Annotated in this window: 15 protein-coding genes; 4 read left to right on the top strand and 11 right to left on the bottom strand. The window is 33.7% G+C overall.

Annotated features, from left to right (window positions below):
* The first annotated feature begins 136 nt into the window (after nucleotides 1–136).
* Complete coding sequence (locus ABD077_RS08005; protein WP_299603025.1) at nucleotides 137–901, top strand: alpha/beta fold hydrolase; 765 nt, start codon at nucleotides 137–139, stop codon at nucleotides 899–901.
* Between the two features lie 13 nt (nucleotides 902–914).
* Nucleotides 915–1,520 (top strand): ribosome biogenesis GTP-binding protein YihA/YsxC, encoded by a 606-nt coding sequence (gene yihA, locus ABD077_RS08000; protein WP_343911802.1) that lies wholly within the window; start codon nucleotides 915–917, stop codon nucleotides 1,518–1,520.
* Here the strand turns inward: yihA and ABD077_RS07995 are convergent.
* Genes ABD077_RS07995 through gldB form a run of 3 tightly spaced genes read right to left on the bottom strand, consistent with a single transcriptional unit; the run spans nucleotide 1,517 to nucleotide 3,219 of the window.
* Nucleotides 1,517–1,879 carry a GTPase gene (locus tag ABD077_RS07995; RefSeq protein WP_343911801.1) on the bottom strand — a complete coding sequence of 121 codons (363 nt, stop codon included), beginning with the start codon at nucleotides 1,877–1,879 and terminating at the stop codon, nucleotides 1,517–1,519. The genes yihA and ABD077_RS07995 overlap by 4 nt on opposite strands.
* A gap of 33 nt (nucleotides 1,880–1,912) precedes the next feature.
* Entirely contained in the window at nucleotides 1,913–2,251 is a 339-nt protein-coding gene (gene gldC, locus ABD077_RS07990; RefSeq protein WP_343911800.1) for a gliding motility protein GldC, read from the bottom strand.
* On the bottom strand, nucleotides 2,251–3,219 hold the full coding sequence (gene gldB / locus ABD077_RS07985; protein ID WP_343911799.1) for a gliding motility lipoprotein GldB: 969 nt from the start codon (nucleotides 3,217–3,219) through the stop codon (nucleotides 2,251–2,253). The genes gldC and gldB overlap by 1 nt, the downstream gene beginning before the upstream one ends.
* Before the next feature lie 163 nt (nucleotides 3,220–3,382).
* Here gldB and nadE point away from each other — a divergent pair, with 163 nt between their 5' ends.
* A complete protein-coding gene (nadE, locus tag ABD077_RS07980; RefSeq protein ID WP_343911798.1) occupies nucleotides 3,383–4,171 on the top strand; it encodes an NAD(+) synthase in 789 nt (262 codons plus the stop codon).
* A gap of 145 nt (nucleotides 4,172–4,316) precedes the next feature.
* Entirely contained in the window at nucleotides 4,317–4,949 is a 633-nt protein-coding gene (locus tag ABD077_RS07975; protein ID WP_091407582.1) for a response regulator, read from the top strand.
* Here the strand turns inward: ABD077_RS07975 and dnaG are convergent.
* From dnaG to rlmN, 8 genes are all read right to left on the bottom strand, one after another.
* Complete coding sequence (dnaG, locus tag ABD077_RS07970) at nucleotides 4,946–6,907, bottom strand: DNA primase (protein ID WP_343911797.1); 1,962 nt, start codon at nucleotides 6,905–6,907, stop codon at nucleotides 4,946–4,948. The genes ABD077_RS07975 and dnaG overlap by 4 nt on opposite strands.
* Nucleotides 6,908–7,021: 114 nt before the next feature.
* On the bottom strand, nucleotides 7,022–10,294 hold the full coding sequence (locus ABD077_RS07965; RefSeq protein ID WP_343911796.1) for a T9SS-dependent choice-of-anchor J family protein: 3,273 nt from the start codon (nucleotides 10,292–10,294) through the stop codon (nucleotides 7,022–7,024).
* 524 nt (nucleotides 10,295–10,818) lie between these two features.
* Complete coding sequence (locus ABD077_RS07960) at nucleotides 10,819–11,886, bottom strand: hypothetical protein (protein WP_343911795.1); 1,068 nt, start codon at nucleotides 11,884–11,886, stop codon at nucleotides 10,819–10,821.
* A 78-nt stretch (nucleotides 11,887–11,964) separates the two neighbouring features.
* Nucleotides 11,965–12,804: a hypothetical protein gene (locus ABD077_RS07955; protein WP_343911794.1), complete on the bottom strand. Its 840-nt coding sequence runs from the start codon at nucleotides 12,802–12,804 to the stop codon at nucleotides 11,965–11,967.
* On the bottom strand, nucleotides 12,785–13,354 hold the full coding sequence (locus ABD077_RS07950) for an RNA polymerase sigma factor (protein ID WP_343911793.1): 570 nt from the start codon (nucleotides 13,352–13,354) through the stop codon (nucleotides 12,785–12,787). The genes ABD077_RS07955 and ABD077_RS07950 overlap by 20 nt, the downstream gene beginning before the upstream one ends.
* Nucleotides 13,355–13,443: 89 nt before the next feature.
* Nucleotides 13,444–15,024: a S41 family peptidase gene (locus tag ABD077_RS07945; protein WP_343911792.1), complete on the bottom strand. Its 1,581-nt coding sequence runs from the start codon at nucleotides 15,022–15,024 to the stop codon at nucleotides 13,444–13,446.
* 194 nt (nucleotides 15,025–15,218) lie between these two features.
* Nucleotides 15,219–16,196 carry a polyprenyl synthetase family protein gene (locus ABD077_RS07940; RefSeq protein WP_343911791.1) on the bottom strand — a complete coding sequence of 326 codons (978 nt, stop codon included), beginning with the start codon at nucleotides 16,194–16,196 and terminating at the stop codon, nucleotides 15,219–15,221.
* A 99-nt stretch (nucleotides 16,197–16,295) separates the two neighbouring features.
* On the bottom strand, nucleotides 16,296–17,336 hold the full coding sequence (gene rlmN / locus ABD077_RS07935; protein ID WP_343911790.1) for a dual-specificity RNA methyltransferase RlmN: 1,041 nt from the start codon (nucleotides 17,334–17,336) through the stop codon (nucleotides 16,296–16,298).
* Nucleotides 17,337–17,348: the final 12 nt, after the last annotated feature.

Genomic DNA, 17,348 nt, shown 5'->3' with positions numbered 1-17,348 from the left:
GGTTTTGACCTATTCAGGAAGAAAAAAAATGGAGGATTAAAAAAATCTAAAAAAATACTGTCGCAGTATTCATAAAAAATCTTCAAACTAATTATGAAAATGCTATATTTGCTTTTAATTCTTGTAAGAAGTATTAATGAAGCACGAATTAAAAAAAGACGGAAAATTCAGTTATCTAGAGCTTGGGGAAGGCACGCCAATCGTGATTTTACACGGATTGATGGGTGGACTAAGCAACTTTGATGGCGTTAGCAATTATTTTCCAAAAAATGGATATAAAGTATTGATTCCAGAGCTTCCTCTGTATGAAATGCCTTTAATAAAAACTAGTGTTGGCACATTTGCCAAATATCTTAGAGATTTTATTGACCAACTTGGATATGACGAAGTAATTTTACTTGGTAATTCTCTTGGTGGTCATATTGGACTTCTATGCACCAAAATGTTTCCAGAAAAAGTAAAAGCCTTGGTAATTACTGGTAGTTCTGGATTGTACGAAAGTGCCATGGGAGAAAGCTACCCAAAACGTGGTGATTATGAATATATTAAAGCAAAAGCCGAAAATGTATTTTATGATCCAGCAATTGCTACTAAAGAAATTGTAGACGAAGTTTATGCTACCGTAAATGATCGTAACAAATTAATAAGAACACTTGCTATTGCTAAAAGTGCCATAAGACATAACATGGCAAAAGACCTTCCTAACATGAAGACACCGACGTGTATCATTTGGGGTAAAAATGATAATGTAACTCCTCCTGAGGTTGCAGATGATTTTAACAGGTTATTACCTGATTCTGACCTTTATTGGATTGATAAGTGTGGTCATGCTGCCATGATGGAACACCCAGAAGAATTTAACAAACTATTACATTCTTGGTTACAAGAGCGTAATTTCTAATCCCAAGGATCTAATGAAGATTAGCAGCGCTGAATTTGTAATGAGTAACAGCGATGTGGCAAAATGCCCTAAAAACAATTTGCCAGAATATGCTTTTATAGGAAGATCCAATGTTGGAAAGTCTTCTTTGATTAATATGCTGACAGGCAGAAAAAGTCTTGCCAAAACTTCTGGAAGACCAGGAAAAACTCAACTAATCAATCATTTTGTTATAAACAAAAACTGGTTTTTAGTAGATTTACCTGGCTATGGATATGCAAGAGTTTCTAAATCGTCAAAAAAAGTATTTCAGAAATTTATCACCACATATTTTTCGAAGCGTACTCAATTAGTATCAGCTTTTGTACTTGTAGACTGCAGACATGAGCCCCAAAAGATTGACTTAGAATTTATGCAATGGCTTGGAGAGAATCAAATACCTTTTTCAATCATTTTTACAAAAGCAGATAAACTTTCGAAAACGAAACTACCGCAAAACATTGAAGCATACATAAACGAAATGCTGAAATATTGGGAGGAGATGCCTAATTATTTTATCACGTCTTCTTCTAATGGTTTAGGCAAAGATGATGTTTTGAATTATATTGAAGAAATCAATCAACAGCTTGCTTCTTCTTAACATATTTTATTCTTCACTTTTTCTATTAACTCGTCTAAAGACTCTATTTTATTCAGCTCATCTGAACTAATTAGAATGTCATAATTACCCTGATTTTCCTCTATAATAACTGGAAAATGAAACGTCTGATTATAGTTATTTCCTAAACGTTTCAAAAACTCATTTTTATATTCAAAAATCAGTGTATGGGAAGTCGTATCTCTAAATATCTTCCATTTTTTTCTTTCAGAAAAACTTCCATGTGTTAAGCTGCATAAACTGCAATTATATGAAGAAGGGCTTATAATTTTATGAGCAAAATCCAAGGATTTACTCCAAGAATCAGATTGAGCATTATACACGAAGATTATTCGCTTCATAATTAACTTAGTTTAGCATATATCTATCCTAAACTACTTTCTTTTTAAATCGAGTTTTTCCGCAAAATAATCACAAAAATCCTTCATTGTAGCCGTCATTTTCTCATCCTGAGTTGCTCTATTAAAAGTTTCGCTCATAGACACCAATGTCTGATGAAAAAACACTTTCATTTCATCCACTGGCATATCTTTTGTCCATAGATCAATACGAAGACTTTCTTTATTTTTATTATCCCAAACTGACAACAGTAATGCCTTTGTCTCTTCCTCTTCCACACCACCATCTTTTGCTGTCCAATTTAATTTTTCAGGAACCCTATTCTCATCAAGTTCAATTTCAATTTTGATTTCGGATTTATGAGTATTTGCCATTATCTCGCTGGTTTATATTTCGATGCACTAAAAATTGTTTCGGCATCCGTTAATAATAATTGGCGCAAAGATACATTGTTATTTTTCATATACGCACTTACAATTCTCCAACCTATATACTGCCCCACTCTGTCTGGCGATTCTTGATCGATCTCCTCTAAATAAAATTTAGAAAAAGGTCCTGGATAAAGAAATCTTGGTGATAAATCTGCTTCAGTACTGTATAATAATTGTCGATCAATAAAATATCTCCAGATTTCTTCTTCGTTAGCTTTCACCCAATCGAACTGGCTTTCTGTGTACGCCATTTTTTCACTATCTAGAAAATCAGGAAGAAATAGATCTTTTAAGTATAGCTCTTTTCCGTAATAAATCATATTTGCCAAAAATGTTCTGTCTTTAGGCAACTCTACCAATTGTCTAGCATAGGTAGTTGCGATATCTGGTAACATCTGACTTCTTACGAAACGATCTTTCAAATACGCTTGAATCCCACCATAGAAGTGATGACCTGCTCCTAAATAGGTATCCAAAGAAATTATTAACAAATCATCCGATAAAATGATTTTTTTTTGATAGTTAACATTAGAAGTAATCGTAATCACTCTTGGAACAGTGGCCTCTGGAAAATAATACTTAATATGTTGTAATAAAGACTCTAATTGCTCTCTTTCCACCGAAAGATCACTAAATGCTTTTTCAACTTCCTGATTAATCTCTATCTGCAATGTATCTTTTGTTTTTTGAATCCAAATGCTATCATTATTCTCACCTGGAAAAAAGAAAGGATATTTATCTTTTACAGATGCTAGATTTTCTTCTGTAACATCTGCAAAAACCCTATCAAAACGTTCTATTCCAATTTTTACGGGTATTGCAGCAATTTCCTTTTCAATTTTACTTTCTTTAGAACAAGATATGATTATGCAAAAAACTACGACTATTTTTAAAAACTTACTATACTTCATTCAAATATTATAATATCTACACAAATAATTACTCTTCCTATTTAACGCTAGCTTTTTTTATTAATTTTATATCGCAAATTTACTATTATCATATATTGTAACTATTATAATAGTTTATAAATGTAACATAGATATAAATTAAAACTACTATAAAAAATAAAATATGCAGACTGAAAAAGTAATTGACCACATTGTAAACTGGTTAAAGGATTATGCTAATAATGCAAATATTAATGGTTTTGTTGTGGGAATTAGTGGAGGTATTGATAGTGCAGTAACTTCAAGTTTGTGCGCTAAAACAGGATTGAATGTTTTGTGCGTAGAAATGCCGATACATCAGGCTCAAAGTCAGGTAAACAGAGCTCAAGAACATATTGCTCAATTAAAAGAACGTTTTGACAAAGTATCTGATACTAGAGTAGATCTTACTCCAGTGTTTGAAGAATTCAAAACTGTAGCTCCCAACGGCGACTCTGAAACCCTATTAAATCTATCGTTAGCCAACACTAGAGCCAGATTACGAATGACAACTTTATATTATCTAGCTGGGATAAATAGCTACTTAGTAGCAGGTACGGGAAATAAAGTTGAAGATTTTGGCGTAGGTTTTTATACTAAATATGGTGATGGCGGCGTTGATATAAGTCCAATTGCAGATTTATTAAAGAGTCAGGTATATGAATTGGCTAAAGTACTAGAAGTACCCGAATCGATACAAAAAGCTACTCCTACAGATGGTTTATTTGGAGACAGCAGAAGTGATGAGGATCAGATTGGAGCGAGTTATGACGAACTGGAATGGGCTATGAAAATGAAGGATTTAGGTAAGAAAAGTGACGATTTTTCTGGCAGAGAAAAAGAAGTTTTTACAATTTATTCTCGTCTAAATACCGTAAATCAACACAAAATGGTTCCAATTCCGGTATGTGAAATACCCGTTGATCTGATTTAAACAACATTTTATCGATAACTTGGTAAAAAAAAGTTTACGACTAGTAGTTCTTAGTAATTTTGCATGAAGACAAATATCAGAATTACCCCTAGAGATGTTAACCCCATTAAAATTAAAAATTAACATTTATCAATTGTAAACAAGAATGACAAACGTACTAATCGCAGATCATCATCCTATTACTAGAAAAGGGATTGTTTCTTTACTTAGAAACTCTGAGGATTTCGAAATCATCGGAAAAGTAAGTAACGGAAATGAAATGTATGATATTTTGAAATCTAATACCCCAGATATACTAATCATGGAATTAGACTTGCCTCAGATTAATGGCATTATGGCTTTGCGAACCATAAAAAAAGAATTTACTGGAATAAAGGTTATTATATTTAGCTCACACCCAGAAGAAATGTATGCGCTAAGTGCAATAAAGGCTGGAGCTTCCGCATATTTATCCAAGACCGTTGCTACCAAAACTCTTAAAAAAGCTATTGAAAGAGTTGCACGAGGTGGTATTTATCTTAATGATAATCTTACTCAGCAGTTAGCAAACGGGAATACCAATGAGAATAACATGGTAGTTAAATACAAGAAACTTTCTTCAAGAGAGATAGAAGTATTGAATTTATTATCCTCTGGTAAACGTAATAAAGATATTGCAAGTACCTTATCTATAAACGAAAAAACTGTAAGTACTTACAAAACAAGATTGTTGAAAAAACTAAAGGTTGATAATTTAGCAGATCTTATACATCAATCTAGATTATTACACATAAATTAAATCACTCTATTTAGTTTTTGATATAATAGTTTTTTTAACGTTTGATAATCTCTAATATCCTCTAAAATATTAAGATTATTTTCAAAATTTTGAGCTTTTACTTCTTGTGAAAGCTCATTTATTTTTTGGTTAATTAAGAATCTACGTAAGTTTAAAATCGTATCTGAAACATACTGAGAAACAGTATGCTTCTTCTGTTTTACATGAATTTCTTTATCGTACCATCGGTGTAATGCATGACGTTCCTCATCCATCATAATTTCAGTAATTTCGTAAGCTACTTCTGGTGGTATTTGATTTATAAAATGCTCTATTTTAAAGTCTTCTTCCTGATTTAGCTTTTCTATCAATATGGTATATACTTCTCTGAAGATACTCTGCGTAAATTCTATTTCGTCTTCCTGAAGATCTAAATATATTTTTTCGAATACTTTTGTTGTATAAAGCTCTGGCTCCAAATACAACTCTCCTTCTTCATTTTCTTTCATCACCAGATCCTCAAACTCTTCTTCTTGAGTACCATAAAGCAGTAAAATCTCAATAATCTTTTTTTCTAAACTATTAAGTTCATTTACTTTAGGCTGTTTTTGCACCTTTTGATCTACAACTTCCAGAGGTTTTTTAGCTTCTTTTTCTTGTTTCCGCGACTCCTTATTCCCAACATTTCGAATTTGAGCTAACGTATCAAAAAGTACATCTTCAGAAATATCCATGATTCGAGAACACTCTTGCACATAGATTTCACGCTTTATCACATCTGGAATCTTCGAAATACTAACCACCATATCTCTCACCAATTCCGCTTTTTTAATCGGATCTGTTTTAGATTCTTCTTGCAATAATGAAGCTTTGAATCGAATAAAGTCCTGAGCATTTTCCTTTAGATATTCCGTAAGTTCATCTAAAGTATTTTGCTTCGCAAAACTATCCGGGTCTTCTCCATCAGGAAAGCTACATACCTTTACATTCATTCCTTGCTCGAGAATAAGATCTATTCCTCGTATAGAAGCTCTCATACCAGCGGCATCACCATCAAATAAGACCGTAATATTTTTGGTAAGTCTATTAATCAATCTAATTTGATCTGAAGTTAAAGCTGTACCGGATGAAGAAACCACATTCTTTACTCCAGTCTGATGAAACTGTATAACATCAGTATACCCTTCTACTAAAAAACAATTATCCTCTTTGGCTATGGACTGCTTAGCATGATAAATACCATAGAGTACCTTACTTTTATGATAAATATCACTCTCTGGCGAGTTTAAATATTTAGCTGCTTTCTTCTCGTTTGTTAAAATCCTTCCTCCAAAACCAAGAACACGACCAGACATAGATTGAATAGGAAACATTACTCTTCCTTTAAATCTATCAAACTGCTTTTCTTCTTTAACAATAGTAAGCCCTGTTTTTTCTAGAAACTCTAATTTATAGCCTTTTTTAATAGCCTCTTTAGTAAATGCATCCCAAACATCTGGAGAGTATCCTAATCCAAATTTCTGCATCGTTTCTGTAGTAAACCCTCTTTCTTTAAAATACGTTAGACCAATAGCCTTGCCCTGTTCTGTTTTATGTAACGTATTCTGAAAAAAATCATTTGCAAACTCGCTTACCAAATACATACTCTCTCGCTCGTTTGCCTGCTCTTTTTGCCGATCTGTCTGCTCTGTTTCTTCTACTTCAATGTTATACTTCTTAGCTAAGTATTTTATTGCTTCGGGATAGGTAAAATGCTCATGCTCCATAAGAAACGCCACTACATTCCCTCCTTTACCACTAGAGAAATCTTTCCAAATTTGCTTTACCGGAGATACCATGAATGATGGTGTGCGCTCTTCACTAAATGGACTTAATCCTTTAAAATTACTTCCTGATTTTTTCAGTTGCACAAAATCACCAATAACCTCCTCTAATCTGGCAGTTTCGAATACAGCATCTATGGTCGACTTATGAATCATGAGGCAAAAATAATATAATTCTTGAGACTCTTTCTTTGGTTAACATATATAAAAAAAGGCTGCCTTTTCAGACAGCCTCCTTTGGCTAAATTATAACTTCGTTATAGATTATTATTACTCTGCTATAACAAACTTTCTAGTTACTTCAAGTTCATCGTTATAAGAAGAGAAACGAACGAAATATGTTCCTGAAGCTAAATTACTTATATCAATTTGACTCTTCTTTCCTTGATCAGAAATTTCTCTAACCAATTGGCCATACATTGAGAAGATTTTAACATTATCGATAGTTCTATTACCAACTGTAACGTTTAATACATTTGTAGCTGGATTAGGATAAATCGTAAATGCATTATCGTCGTTAGCACGAAGATCACTTAATGGATACGTATCTAGTCTTGCTCCTGCTCCTTCTACACAGAAATCAGTTGCTTCAGAGCTTCCAAACTCTCCACCACTTACGATGACACCAGAATCACTAGATAATGTATAAGAACCATTACCGAATCCACAGCAGATTCCATCTCCAAAAGAATCAGAAATTGTAAATGTATATGTTCCATTTCCTAAATCTGAGATTGTTTCTGTAACCGTTGATCCATCTGGATTAGCAGTAGAATAGCTTTCAGAAGCTACAACACTTCCTTCAGAGTCAGTAAGGGTCCAAGAGGTTTCCTGAGGGTAATCGTCAAAAGTAATACTAAGTGTTACATCTCCAGAAGCACAATCCGATCCACCAGGTCCACCATCAGCGGTTACCTGTACATCATCAATAGCAGCATCTGCTCTCCAAGTACCACCAGTTACTCTGTTAAATCTTAACTGAACTCCTGTACCTACATATGCAGCTAAATCGATGCTAGCAGACTGCCAAGAATTACCTTGGTTTCCACTTCTACTCCAAATACTTGTCCAAGTTACTCCTTCATCATTACTTGCCTCAACATCTAATGAACCAAAGTTGTTTGCTCCAAACATGTGATATTGGAACGAGAAAGAAGCAGAAGAAGCTCCTGAAAGATCGATACATGGAGAAGTAATGATTGCTTGTTTATTAGGGAATCCTACTCCGTTTCCTGAAGCTTCCACATAAATGTAATTTGAACCATCTGCAGCACTAGAAGGCCCTGTTCTATTAGATGGTGTTCCATCTGCATCTACTGTCCAATCTAGGTCATCATCAGAGCTCTGAGTCCAATCTCCTAAACCAGTTTCAAAACTTTCTGCGTAAGGAGGCACTAAACCTGCTAAACAACCTGAAGCTGCAGGTGTAGTAACCGAAAGTGGATCACTAGCTACCGACTCGTTTCCTGCTGCATCTTTTGCAACAACTGTAAATTCATATGTTGTTTCTGGTGCTAAACCAGTAACTATTACTGTAGTATCAGAAACCGTAGCTACGATCTCACCATCTTGCAACACATCATATTCTGCAACACCTACATTATCTGTAGAAGCATCCCAACTAAGTGTAGTTTGTCCAGCTGTAGTACTAGATGCTGTAAGATTCGTAGGAGCTGTTGGCGCTTCTGTATCTGGAGCTTCTGTAGTTACTGATAACGCCGCACTAGCAGGAGACTCATTACCAGCTGCATCTTTTGCTACCACGGTAAAATCATAAGATGTAGAAGGAGCCAATCCTGTTATATCCGCAGAAGTTGTAGCTACAGTAGTTACTAATGTTCCGTCTTGGAATACGTCATATGCGGTTACTCCGATATTGTCTGTAGAAGCATCCCAACTAATTGTCGTAGAAACATCTGTAGTATTAGAAGCCACTAAGTTCGTAGGAGCTGTTGGTGCTTCCGTATCTGGAGTATCTGGCTGTAAATTAAATGCCACTACATGGTTTTTTCTAAAACCTCCATCAAAATACTCAGCCGTATGCCAGAATGTTAAATCATCTGTAGGATCGATAGTCATGTGACCGTAATCTCCATATCTGAAAGAAGGATCAACCTGAGTACCTTCTACTGCAGATTGTTCTGCTAATGTCATAGTTCCTATTGGATCACTAGCTAATCTTCCTGTATAACGAATAGAAGGGAAAACAGAAGTGCTTACCACTGTATAAGCTAATCCAATATTTCCTTGACCATCCATAGCCATACTTCCACAAAAAGCACTCAAACCATCTGGCTGCACATACGTACCTTCTTGAAAAATAGTCCATGGTTGACCATCTGCTGTTTGTCTAAATTCATACCAACGAATACCCGCAAGATCATCATTACCATCTAAATCAACAGCAAAATTAAAAATCATTGAGTTATGACTAGGGAAACGTCTATATGTCGTCATATATAACATAGTCGCTTGCAATGCATCGATATCATTACCGCTAGGTTGTGGTAAATTAGAGAAAGATCCTCCATCAAATACACTATCAAAAGGAGCCGTTAAAACTTCTTGTGGTTGAGAAATAGTTGAATTAGCAACGTTTGTCCAATCCACATCCGTTGTCCATACTTTTACGTGATCCTGAGAAACTCCAGTCCATCCATCATCCTGTAAATAGATGATAGAATGCCCTACTCCAACAGGAGGTAATGTAGGTCCTGTTGCACTAGATCCTCCTGGACTATAGAAACCACTTGTAGTGATTCCAGGAAGCGGAAATCCAACAAATTGAGCGTTAGGATCTCCTACTAACATTAGATCTCTTTCTACCGCATAAACTACTTCGCTACTACCAGCAGATCCAGAATCTTTATTAGCAGTTATATAGTATCCATCACTCCATATAGATATTTTTTCATAATCAGGAAATGAACCTGTATTAAATCTGTAAGTAAACCACCCGTCGTTAACAGGATCTGGTCCTTGTCCAACTGCAATTAGAATACCATTCGGAGTGTTACTAAACTGCATAATAACAAAACGCTCTGCATAATTATCATATAATACGATTGGATCCCCTAAGCTTTCTCCAGGAAAAATGGTAGCCAGAGAAGCTTCAGCTAATAGAACATTTCCAGCTCTATCACGAATTCCAAAACCAGAGTTAAATGCATACACATAATGGTTAGGACCAATAGCTCCAGTTGGATCCGTTGGTGTACTAAAGCCTTCATGCGATTGGAAGTTCGCTACTTCTGTAGAGATAGCTGCTCTTACAGACTTCTGCTGAAACTGCATAAGTGGATCGTTTTGTCCTGCAGCAGGAAGTCCTTTTCCAGGAACATAGGTATTTCTACCTCTTCTTTTTTCCTGACCATGTTTTATCATTCCTTTAGCTGAAATGATATTATCCATCTTTGATAGGGCAGGCACGGTTCTGACATACTCGGCCTTTCCAAACAAGCTGGCTTTTTGAGGTTTTTGTTGAGCAATAAGCCCAAGACTACAAAGCATAAAAAATGCAAAATAATAGAATTGTGTTTTCATATCTAAAATTTGGTTAACAATTACTTCACTGAACCATATTTTAGCATAAGTAGTAGGTCTTTGGATTGCGAATAGGGGGCATGCGCATAATCAAAGCTTAAATTTTATACTCAAAAATTTAACATTTCAAGCGATTTAAATATAGATTATTTAATGAAGGAATAAAAAAAAACAGTGTCATAAAATACTTACAATCAGGTATTTACTTTAAAACCGTAATCAAATTAAGGGATTTATATTTTAATGATAATTTAACAATAGTGTTAAATTTGTGTATTATTTAACATTGAAGAAACAATAATATTTTCTATAGTAAGTTGGTAGAGTATTTTTGATCCCTTATAAAATCTATATAAGCTCAAACCCCAATCAATATGGAAATAAAAAAAAGAGCTATGATTACACATAACTCTTTTCCCGCAAAAAATGGCTAACACTTAAAATTTAAATTGGTCTAAAAATTTACCTCTGCTTTTCTTACAATATGAAAACTGAATAGAGAACCTTACCGATTATGGTAAATCCTAAAGGTCGAAACGCAATCCCAAAGACACATTTCGCTGATCTACTGCTGCATTTTCGAAAATTGGAGATAGATCATACTTAGCATATAAAGACATATCTCCAAAACCGAAATAGCCGCTTAAACCATAAATTAAGTCATTGGTATTATAATCTCTTTTGATTTTATCCTTTACGCGCTCACCGTTTTCTTTATATTTTAATTTTTGCCGTGTACTTATATTTGCACCAGCATATCCACCTAAGCCAATTCTAAATTTCTTCATTGTAGAAAACCTTAATCTTTCGTCAGTTTCTATTCTTCTAGAAGGACCAAATTCAAAATGTACAGGAACTACTATGTTATCCATTCTAAATTTAGATTTATCTAATTCCACTCTAAATTCTTCTAACTCCGTCTGATCCCCATTTTCTACGAAATATCTATTATCTGTAGGTTTTAGACCATTAGATTGATAAGAAATTCCATATTTGATTCTCATAAAATTTGAATTCTTAAAAACCCTTGTTTTCCATGCTAAACCGATTTCAAAAAATCTACTTCCAGCAATTTTATAATCCGAATCATCAAGTGATTGATCTTCCACAATTGCATTGTTCAATCCAAAAGCAACCACTAAATCCGAATAGGTACGTTTATCATATTTCTTCTTGGCCTTCTTCGTATTTTTCACATTTATTCCGAACAAAATATCACCATCATCATGATCTCTAGCACCAAAACCTATAGAGAGTTTTGTTTTATCAGAAAGGTATGACGCATTATTACGCTCTAATAATGCTATTTGATTATCCACAATTGCCAATCTATTTTCAATATTTAAGGCATGTTTTTTAGCTAAGCTTTCTTTTAAATCTTGAGCTTCATCAGTTGTTATTTCGCCTTTTACCAATCTTTCATTAATCTCTTCTACTCCTTTTTTAAGCTGTTCCTTTTCAGAAAGCACTATGTCTTCTTTTTCTTTTTTTAATTCCTCTATTTTATCAGCATTTTCTGATTCTTGTGCCATTAAAAATTGGGCATTAAGTGTCATTGTCGTAATCACGACGAACATAATTAGTGTTCTCATAAATAATTGATTTGACTTACTTTTTCCCCTCTCGAAGATGAGAGGGAATAAGTAAGAATTGATTGATGAATGTTTATATTAATTATCTCTTTCTGCTACAGTTGTTTTAAGTTTTTCAAAACCAGTTTTTAGCGCTTCAAAAACCCGATCTTTAAATGACTCGTCCAATTCTGATTCTACGTCTAGAAGCAGTGCGGAAGCATTTACTGTATTAGATTGCAAAATTTGTTGTGTAGTTATTTCGTGCTGAGCTTTTAGAAGTAAAGCTTCTATCTCTTTATCCGTAACCACTTTATTATTTTGTTCGAGTTGCTCTACCTGTGCTACTATGTCCGAAATTTTATTGTCAATAACTCCTTTATTTAGCTCCAAAGGCTCTTCTATTGCTTTAATTGGATCTGTAATAACTTCTGATTTTGCTGCAATAGCTATTTTTGTATCTTCTACTGAGTTTTCTTCTATCTCTTGTATGGACCCGATGGTGGCAACAGTAGATCGAAGGGATTTTTTATTCTGTAATTTTTCTTCTTTATTCTTCTTTATAATAGGAGTATTGATTTCTTTCTCAATTGCTTCTTTCACTTCTTTATTAGCAATTATTTCCTCTTCTTTTAATGCATCAATATTAAGTACATCTATATCTTCTGATTGTTTATTATCATTTTTTTCATTTGTAACCTCGACCAATTGATTATTAGAAGGTTTTAAACTATTAGAAGAATTCGTAAAAAACGTGGTGATCATTAAAACTCCTACTATACTAGCTGCTAGACCCATCCACCAATATTTCTTAACTTTTTTTTGCCCATTTTTTTCGTCAAGCTCTTGATCTAATCTTTCCCAAATCGCATCTGATGGTTGTATCGTGCGCTGTTCTAGCTTGTCCTTTATATTATCTTCAAATTTTAACGGCGCCATTACTAATTATATTTTGTTGGTTTAACTTTTGCTGTAACACTTTTCTTGCCTTAAAGAGTTGAGATTTAGATGTACTGATGCTAATATCCAGCATTTCAGCAATCTCATTGTGCTTATATCCTTCTACAGCATATAGTATAAACACCATTTTATACCCTTCTGGCAGACTATCAATTAGCTCTTGGATTTGCCCTACTCCTAGTTCTATATGTATATTATTCCAGGACTCTTCCTTATACATTGAAATATCCTCGGTAAAAACTAATTGCTTTTGCTTTCGTAAAAATGAAATAGACTCATTAATCATAATTCTTCGAATCCATCCTTCAAAACTTCCCTGAAAACTAAACTTCTTTAAATTCATGAATACTTTCAGAAATCCAGACAGCATAACTTCTTCTGCATGATGAATATCTTTTATATAATATCTGCACACGCTCAACATTTTCGATGCATGCTTTTCATATATCTGATGCTGGGCATCACGATGCCCTTTTGCAGCTTTCTTAATGAGTTGTGTTTCGCTTTTATAAAACTGAATAACTTTCAAAGTAAAATCAATTATTTAAGATCTTCTATATACATAGACGCAACAAAAATTAAAAAGGTTGTCTGATATAATAAAAAAATACATATTTTTTATTTCGACCCTTCAATATCATTTATAACCCACTGTAATTCTTTATCTTCTGTCATTACATTACTTTCTATAGGAACATCTGGTTTAATCCCATAACCATCTGGTTCAATAGTATACGGTGCATTAATTTTTAATAGCCCTACACGCATATTTATTTTAGAATTAGGTAATTCTATTGGAGCATAGACTCCTGCCACAGTACCATTATATGCACCACCTGTTTCTTCTCCTACAAAAGTTGCTCGTTTTGTTGCTTTTAAATGTGTAGAAAAAATACTGCTAGCGGAAAAACTTTCGCCATCGATTAAAACATAAATCTTACCCTTATAATTATTTGGCTTAGGATCTCTTAATTTACTGTATTTAAATTTAAAGTACGAATCTCCTTTTTCCTTTTTTACCTTAAACAAGTGATACACTGCCAATATAGGAGATAACAATGTAGCGGCTGTTTTGGTCGTTATTGATTTCGTATGGAAATATGGATATAAAAAACTTAACCTTCCAGTCATTTTTGATTTTTCTATAAACACATATTCTTTATCTGCCACATAGGAATATAGATCATCAATTTCCGTTAATCTCCCTCCCAAATTACCTCTTAAATCTATTACTAGGTTTGTAGATTTTGCAGAATCAATTTTAGCAAAACTCTCTTTATAAAACTCTTTATACCCGCCATTAGTAAAGCTCTTTATTTTCATATAGGCAATGAGCGTTTCGTTTTCCGACTTTAAGAAATCAAAATTCCTGTTATAATCATCTGTTCGTTTATTATATCCGTACTTATTATTTTTCTTGTAGAGGTTTTTCCGAGCTTCTTTTGCTTTTTTTCTTTCTAATTTACTTAGTCTTTTCTTTACCTGCTTTATAGTATCATTTTTAGTAGATAAGTCTTTCGCTTTATCATAACTCGCGTATATATACTTTTGATAAAGACTGTCTTTAAACTTTAAATGTAATAAAACACTATCTTTTCGCTTATGTGTATTCATATAAAAGAAACCGAAACGATTACCTATAAATTTTGGAATGAAAGTTTGGTTATATCCATCGCTAGCATGAAATGTTTTAAAAGAAGCTAAAAGGTCTTCTACTTTTTCATCTTCGAACGCAATAACTTCAGATCCTTTTATGATTGTAGTATCTCCTTTAAAAACCTTTTTCACATAAAGCCTATCTTCCGAACTCTCAAAGGACAATGAGTTAAAAGGAGAATCCCTTTTTCCTTTCTCTTTGATGGACTCTTTGGTTTGCTTTGTTGAAGGTGCTTGTATAGATAAATGTCCTTGTTTAATACTTGTAATAACAGGAGCAAATACTGTATAAAACTCTTTTGTAGTTAAGGGTTTTGTTAACTCATCCTTTAGTTTATGTACCTTACCATCTAATTCTTCCTGAGAAATATACCAGTATACATCTGGATGCAACTTTTTCAGTTTTTTATAAGCATACTCTACATCTTCTTTTAATTCTTCTGGACTATGTTTCTTACTTATTTGTTTATTATACTTCTCTACAGATCCACAACTTGATATCACTATTATAATAGCAATGTATAAAAATAGTTTTCTATTCATAAAACACGAATTGTTTAAAATTAAATGCGTTTGACATTCTTTGAGAGAGACGATACTATAGCCTAAAAGTATCTCATCCAAGAAAATATTTTACAATTATCCTTGATCATCAAAACTAATACCAACTTTTATTTTTGATTAAAAAAATTGGAGCGAGCACTATCATACTCCAAGAAAGATAAAGAGAATTTTAATTATTTTTTTCTATCGATTACGTAGCTAACCATTAATTCTAGAGAAGACCTATACTCTGATTCTGGATACTTTGACAAGATCGTTAAAGCTTCTTCTTTAAATTGATGCATGATTTTGGTAGCATACTCTAATCCCCCACTAACCTTTACAAAATCAATAACTTCTTTTACTCGCTTCTTATTCTTATTGTGATTCTTAACAGAGTTGATAAGCCATTTCTTCTTCTCTTTTGTACAATGGTTTAATGTATAGATCAACGGCAATGTCATTTTTTGCTCTTTGATATCTATTCCTGTTGGCTTCCCAATAGCTGTATCGCCATAATCAAATAGATCATCCTTTATCTGAAAAGCCATTCCGATGAGTTCACCGAATTTTCTCATTTTTTCCACTGATTCAGATTCTGGTTCTACGGAGCATGCCCCTACACTGCAGCAAGCAGCAATTAATGTAGCTGTCTTTTGTCTAATAATCTCGTAGTAGATATCTTCGGTAATATCAAGATTTCTGGCTTTTTCAATTTGTAAAAGTTCTCCTTCTACGATTTCTCGTACCGCAACAGAAATGATTTTCAACAAATCAAAATCATTATTATCAATACAGACCAACATTCCCTTTGATAATAAATAATCACCAATAAGGACTGCTATTTTATTTTTCCAAAGTGCATTAATCGAGAAAAAACCTCTTCTACGGTTAGAATCATCTACTACATCATCATGAACAAGACTTGCTGTATGTATAAGTTCTATCACTGAAGCTCCTCTATAAGTACGCTCTTCTATTTCGCCTCCAGAAACCATTTTAGCAACAAGAAAAACAAACATTGGTCTCATTTGTTTTCCTTTTCTATTTACGATATAATGGGTAATTCTATTGAGTAAAGCTACATTAGAATACATGGATTGAGAAAACTTTTGTTCAAAAAGTTCCATCTCATCACTAATAGGCAGTTTTATTTGCTCAACGACTTTCAATCCGAGGTAGATTATTTTGTGTGTTAACTAGTTGCGAAGATAGTATAATCCGTATTGAGCATCAAAACACTTCATCAATAATTTATATGAAACGTTTATTTAGGATTTATTAGCCAACTGTCCGCAAGCTGCATCGATATCTTTTCCTCTACTTCTTCTTACATTTACGACAAACCCTTTTGATTCTAGAGCCTTTATATAATTATCGGTAGCGGCATTCGAAGCTTGTTGAAACTCTCCGTCGTCTATAGGGTTATATTCAATCAAATTTACTTTACAGGGAACATATGAACAAAATTGCACTAATGCATCTATATCTTTCTTGGCGTCGTTAATCCCCTTCCATACCACATATTCGTAGGTTATTCTACTTTTGGTTTTGCCATACCAATATTCCAAGGCTTCTCTTAGATCTTTAAGAGGAAAGTTTTCGTTAAATGGCATAATGGAGGTTCTTACACTATCAATTGCAGAATGTAGTGACACCGCTAATTTAAATTTAACTTCATCATCCGCCATTTTTTTAATCATTTTGGGGACTCCCGAAGTTGAAAGAGTAATTCGCTTTGGGGACATTCCAAGACCTTCTGAAGATGTAATTTTATCTATAGCTTTAAGAACATTATTGTAATTCATTAAAGGCTCTCCCATTCCCATAAATACAATGTTAGAAAGCGGTCGATTATGATATAGTCTACTTTCATTATCAATTGCTACCACTTGGTCATAAATCTCATCTGGATTTAGGTTTCGCATTCTTTTTAATCTTGCAGTAGCGCAAAAACGGCAATCTAAACTACATCCTACTTGTGATGAAACACAAGCCGTAGTCCTTGTAGGAGTTGGTATTAAAACAGATTCAACTACTAATCCATCGTGTAGTCTTACCGCATTCTTAATAGTACCATCGGTACTTCGCTGCATTTGATCTACTCGTATATGATTGATTACAAAGTGATCTTCTAAAATCTGTCTAGTTGATTTAGAAATATTGGTCATCTCCTCGAAACTGTGAGCTCCTTTATTCCATAACCATTCATATACTTGATTCCCTCTAAACGCTTTGTCTCCATTGTCCACAAAAAACTGACGCAATTGTTCTTTGGTAAGCGCTCTTATATCTTTTTTTTTCGGTTTCATTTCGTTACAAAA

The organism is Aquimarina litoralis, from assembly GCF_039523995.1.
GTDB lineage: Bacteria > Bacteroidota > Bacteroidia > Flavobacteriales > Flavobacteriaceae > Aquimarina > Aquimarina litoralis.
This window is presented reverse-complemented; position numbering and strand designations above follow the sequence as displayed.

What these genes read in the sequence shown, in the direction of transcription:
- ABD077_RS07945 (WP_343911792.1), bottom strand. Translation starts at nt 15,024, where the DNA reads ATGAATAGAAAACTATTTTTATACATTGCTATTATAATAGTGATATCA.
- ABD077_RS07995 (WP_343911801.1), bottom strand. Translation starts at nt 1,879, where the DNA reads ATGAAGCGAATAATCTTCGTGTATAATGCTCAATCTGATTCTTGGAGT.
- ABD077_RS07955 (WP_343911794.1), bottom strand. Translation starts at nt 12,804, where the DNA reads ATGGCGCCGTTAAAATTTGAAGATAATATAAAGGACAAGCTAGAACAG.
- yihA (WP_343911802.1), top strand. Translation starts at nt 915, where the DNA reads ATGAAGATTAGCAGCGCTGAATTTGTAATGAGTAACAGCGATGTGGCA.
- ABD077_RS07960 (WP_343911795.1), bottom strand. Translation starts at nt 11,886, where the DNA reads ATGAGAACACTAATTATGTTCGTCGTGATTACGACAATGACACTTAAT.
- nadE (WP_343911798.1), top strand. Translation starts at nt 3,383, where the DNA reads ATGCAGACTGAAAAAGTAATTGACCACATTGTAAACTGGTTAAAGGAT.
- ABD077_RS07965 (WP_343911796.1), bottom strand. Translation starts at nt 10,294, where the DNA reads ATGAAAACACAATTCTATTATTTTGCATTTTTTATGCTTTGTAGTCTT.
- ABD077_RS08005 (WP_299603025.1), top strand. Translation starts at nt 137, where the DNA reads ATGAAGCACGAATTAAAAAAAGACGGAAAATTCAGTTATCTAGAGCTT.
- rlmN (WP_343911790.1), bottom strand. Translation starts at nt 17,336, where the DNA reads ATGAAACCGAAAAAAAAAGATATAAGAGCGCTTACCAAAGAACAATTG.
- gldC (WP_343911800.1), bottom strand. Translation starts at nt 2,251, where the DNA reads ATGGCAAATACTCATAAATCCGAAATCAAAATTGAAATTGAACTTGAT.
- ABD077_RS07975 (WP_091407582.1), top strand. Translation starts at nt 4,317, where the DNA reads ATGACAAACGTACTAATCGCAGATCATCATCCTATTACTAGAAAAGGG.
- dnaG (WP_343911797.1), bottom strand. Translation starts at nt 6,907, where the DNA reads ATGATTCATAAGTCGACCATAGATGCTGTATTCGAAACTGCCAGATTA.
- gldB (WP_343911799.1), bottom strand. Translation starts at nt 3,219, where the DNA reads ATGAAGTATAGTAAGTTTTTAAAAATAGTCGTAGTTTTTTGCATAATC.